Source organism: Mesorhizobium sp. M7A.F.Ca.US.011.01.1.1 (assembly GCF_003998295.1).
GTDB lineage: Bacteria > Pseudomonadota > Alphaproteobacteria > Rhizobiales > Rhizobiaceae > Mesorhizobium.
Window position 1 is genome coordinate 1 of record NZ_RZRT01000128.1, and the last position, 4295, is coordinate 4295.

A 4295-nucleotide genomic window follows, 5' to 3' on the forward strand; every position below is an offset into this window, starting at 1 on the left:
GACGGATCAATGTGGCATGCCCAAGTCGGATCTCAGGGCTTGGTGCCGGGACAGGGCGAAGGCTGGCGGCTCTGCGTCAAGAAAGGCAAGGACGCCAGGTCATGAGGACGTTCGCCAATGACAACACACCGAGTGAGATCGACAGGATCGATGAGGTGCTGTGCGAGGATGATCAACACGTCATCTTCTACGGCCACACCCCGAATGACAGGATTACCTACCTCGCTTCCATAGATCTGCCAGAGCCGATCGAACCCGCCACGTTCTCCGGCCGTGAATGGTTGGCGTGCCGCAACATAAGGTGGACCCGCCATGACACCTAGGACTGAGACACAGCACTGCCGGGGGGTATTTCAGACCTCAGATGCTTTCAACCGCAGACCGGTCTCCGATCCAAATAATGCGTTTTTGCAAATTAACGTTCTCAGTTGCTCAATGTGGTTTTTCGGGGTGGCGCCATGAGATCCGACCAACGGCGGGAAGACCATTCCCCACCAGCGGCGGGGGGAGGATCGATCCTGCCTTGCAACATCCCTGCGACCGCTTGCGATAATTTTGTTGCGCTAAACGCCCCGAAAAAAGTTTCACTGTGAGGAAAAAGTTTTGTTGACTGGTTATGCCGCGAATTTCGGTGTTGTGTGCGGCGGTCGCTATATCGTCGCGCGCGGCGCCTTCTATGAGCTTTTAAGGCGCGCCACCAAGCCGAAAATGCTGCTCAACCATGAGGGCCCGGAAATCGGCGAATGGCTGGCGATGACCGCAAATGATCGCGGACTTTTCGTCACCGGCCAGCTTTGGGACAACCCGCGCGCCAAGGAAGCCATTCAGCTTTATGACGAGGGCTGTCTGACCGGCCTTTCGCTCGGCCCGAAGGGTGCCGCCTGGGACGAGATGCGATGTGGGATAAAGATCCTCACGAAAATCAACCGGATCGATGAAATCTCGCTCTGCGGCGAGCCACATGACCCGGCGGCGCTGATCACTCAGTTCGAGGTGGCCACATGTCAAGACCAGTAAGAGGGCGATGGGCCTTCGATACGCCGACCTCACCAACAGTTCCATCCGTTCCAGATGTCCAGGTTACGCTGCCAACGTCGGCTTATGGCCAGACCATCCCAGTCGTCTACGGCAAATGTCGCTTGCCGGCAGCCTACATCTGGGTTCCCCCTATCCTGACTGTGACCTCTACGCACGTCGAATACTGGGACACGATCACCTCGACCACAGCGAAGATGAGCGCACGCCTCCGCTTTGCTCGTCCTCTGGTTCCCGATTCAACGTGGACGATGCGTCGGCTCTACGCCAACGGCAAACGCATCTATGACGGCAGCATCGGCTATCGCCAGTCGGGATTGAAATTCACCGCCTATGACGGGCGGAGCACTCAGCCGCGCGACCCTACGATGGTTTCCGAGGAGGGCGAGAGCAACGTTTCAGCCCATCGCGGCTATCTGGATATTGTCGTCAGGGACTTCGATATCGTTGGGCTTGGGGCTCCTCCTGTCTTCGAAGCCGAATGGATTCAGGACGGCGCGACCACCCACGACTACGAAAACTTCTCCACCTTGTCGAGCGGCGTTGTCAACCACATCGTTCCGGTCTGGGAGGATCTACAGTTCTACGGCTTTCCCGCGGTGGGCCAGATTATCAGGCGTTTTTATCTCGGCCCGCTGCAAGAGGTCTACTCCAGCTCGCAGCCTACTTTCACGGTTCGGTTCAATGGCTGGCGCTACAGTCGGGCCTATGACCGTTTGTTCTACCTTGGACAAAATCACGTCGGCCAGTGGAGCCTGACTGCTATCATTGCGCAGAGCGGCGTAGTTGTAGCTACGAGCGATATTGTCGGGACCGTGCTGGCCAACATCGGCGTGACATGCCTGATCGAACTCGGGGATGGCGCGATCTATGTCGGGTCGACTGACGATCAGCAATTGTTTTGCTATTACTATCAAGCGTCAACTGAAACGCTTACGCTAGCGACCGAGACCATCGTAAGCTGGGGTGGATACGCAAGCATTCAATGCCTGACGCCAGGGGCCGTCCGGGGTAATGAGGCAGACGTCTGGATTTGCGCCGATGCCGATCTGGTCAAAGTGACCTTCACGGCTCTCGGCACGATCAAGAGCACGACCGTTGTTGCCACCCTGGCGGATGATCTGCGCTACGCGGTCTACGACGCTGGCGATATTGTCGTCTGGACAGATGCAGGAACAGTCAAGCGGATTGATGGAACGACCGGCGCGACTGAGTATACCAAGACCGTCCCCTACCAGATCGAAAGCGTCAATGCCGCTCGAATCATTGGCGACCCGGATCTTCAGCGGTTAACCGATGAACTCTATTTTGTCGCCTCCAGCACTTCCTATTTCACCAACCTTGACACCGGCCTGACACGTTCTGTCGCAGGAGCGACGAGCAACCCGCAGCTATACTACTACGATGGCCAGACCGACACGCTGCTGACCAGAACGCCGACCTTCGGTGTGCCGCAGCGTATGCGGATTATCTCTGAAGACGGAACGCAGCGGCAACTAGAGGATTTCCTAGTAGCCCTCATGGAGGCGGGAGGCTTCGATTCCTCAGAAATCGACACCATCAACATTGATGACGTGATCGACGGCGCGGTGGTCGATGTCACGGCTGGCGTAAGAGATATTGCCCGCTCGGTCTGCGAGCCGTATTCGATCGCCATCTTCGAGCGGGCCGGCAAAATCATTTTCAAGCGTGCATTTACTGGCGATGCGCTGGTGATTGATGCCGTCATCTCATCGGTCGGCGACATTGTCGACAATCCCTGAAAGGTAAGAATTTATGACCCTCCGCTATGTTCGATCCGGTGCTGGCGGTGCCGCCAACGGCACCGACTGGGCTAACGCCTATCTGACCATTGCCGCCGCGTTAACCGCTTCCGCTGCCGGAGACACGATCTACGTCTCTGAAGATCACGCGGCGAGTCTCGGCGCGACGCAAACATATACATCCCCCGGCACCGCCGCTGCACCGGTCAGGGTCGTATGCGTCAACCATTCCGGTTCGGTACCGCCTGTTTCCGCCGATATTAGAACGACGGCGGCGGAATCCACGACGACTAGCAATGCCATGACGTTTGCCGGAGATTTTGTTGTCTACGATGGGATCATTTTCACCTGCGGCAGCGGCTCCAGTAGCGCGATAATGACGGTGCTGGGCGTCGCGGATAAGATCATCAAAATCAGGAATGGTGCGCTTCGCCTGGGCACGTCCAGCTCGACCGCTTCGATCGCCCTCGGCAACAACAGTGCTGGCGGCGCTAGCATCGAGATGGAAAACACGACAGTCCAGTTCGGCCACGTTTCGCAGAAAATCACTTGTGCCGCTGAAGTATTATGGAAGGACACACCTTCCGCCGTTACCGGCGCAACTATTCCAACCGCACTGTTCGCCGTGGCCGCGACCAATCGTGGCGCTCACATCGAATGCCGTGGCGTGGATCTCAGCGCACTAGGATCTGGCAAGACGATTTTCTCCAATACCGCCGCTCAGATCGCGGCGCAGCTTGTGTTGAACGATTGCAAGATCGATACTGCGGTGACGCTCTGCTCTCGCCCTGGGTCTCGCGGCGAAGGCGGGCTCGATTATTTCAGGGTAGATTCCGGCGGCACCAACTACAAGCACGGCCGCATCCGCTTCGAAGGCACGCAGACCGAAGAGACGACGATCGTGCGCAGCGGCGGCGCTAGCGACAACACTACGCCGATCGCAGAGAAGATTGTCACCACCGCCAATTGCTCGGAGCACTTCCCGTTCAAAAGCCTTCCGATAGCCATCTGGAACGATACCACGGGAGCATCGGTCACCGCGACAATCGAGGGCATATGGGGCGGCGGCGCCGTGCCGAACAACAACGACATCTGGCTTGAGGTGGAATATCTCGGCTCCGCGTCGTCGCCTCAAGCTTCGTTCGTCAACGACACGAAAGCTGATCCCCTTGCGGCAAATGCCGGCCACACCTCCAGCTCGGAAACGTGGGGCGGTTCAACGACGAAATTCAAGATGGCTGTCAGCTTCACACCGCAGCAAAAAGGCTTGGTCATGGCGCGCGTCATAGCGGCAGCCGCATCGTCAACCTTCTACGTCTGCCCGAAGGTAGCTTTGAGCTAACCAGCGATCGCCATTCCAATGCCAACACCTAGGCCAACAGCGAGGCCTAGGAACAGCTTGGCGGCAACATCCAGGGCAAAGGCGCGGACAGGACGCCACACGTCCTGGCGGGGCTCTCTGAGGGCGCTGGCGATGTCATCGAAGATCGCGTCCAT

General features: G+C 57.8%; 4 protein-coding genes. All 4 read left to right on the forward strand.

What is annotated here, in order from left to right:
• Nucleotides 1-323: hypothetical protein (locus EOA13_RS36520; protein WP_206535359.1), on the forward strand; the 323-nt coding region annotated here is incomplete at its 5' end.
• A gap of 283 nt (nt 324-606) precedes the next feature.
• The gene (locus EOA13_RS36525; protein WP_127297972.1) at nt 607-1017 is read left to right on the forward strand and encodes an HK97 family phage prohead protease; all 411 of its coding nucleotides are present in this window, start codon (nt 607-609) and stop codon (nt 1015-1017) included.
• Between the two features lie 122 nt (nt 1018-1139).
• Nucleotides 1140-2798: a hypothetical protein gene (locus EOA13_RS36530; RefSeq protein ID WP_127297973.1), complete on the forward strand. Its 1659-nt coding sequence runs from the start codon at nt 1140-1142 to the stop codon at nt 2796-2798.
• 13 nt (nt 2799-2811) lie between these two features.
• Complete coding sequence (locus tag EOA13_RS36535; RefSeq protein ID WP_127297974.1) at nt 2812-4140, forward strand: hypothetical protein; 1329 nt, start codon at nt 2812-2814, stop codon at nt 4138-4140.
• The last annotated feature ends 155 nt before the right edge of the window (nt 4141-4295 follow it).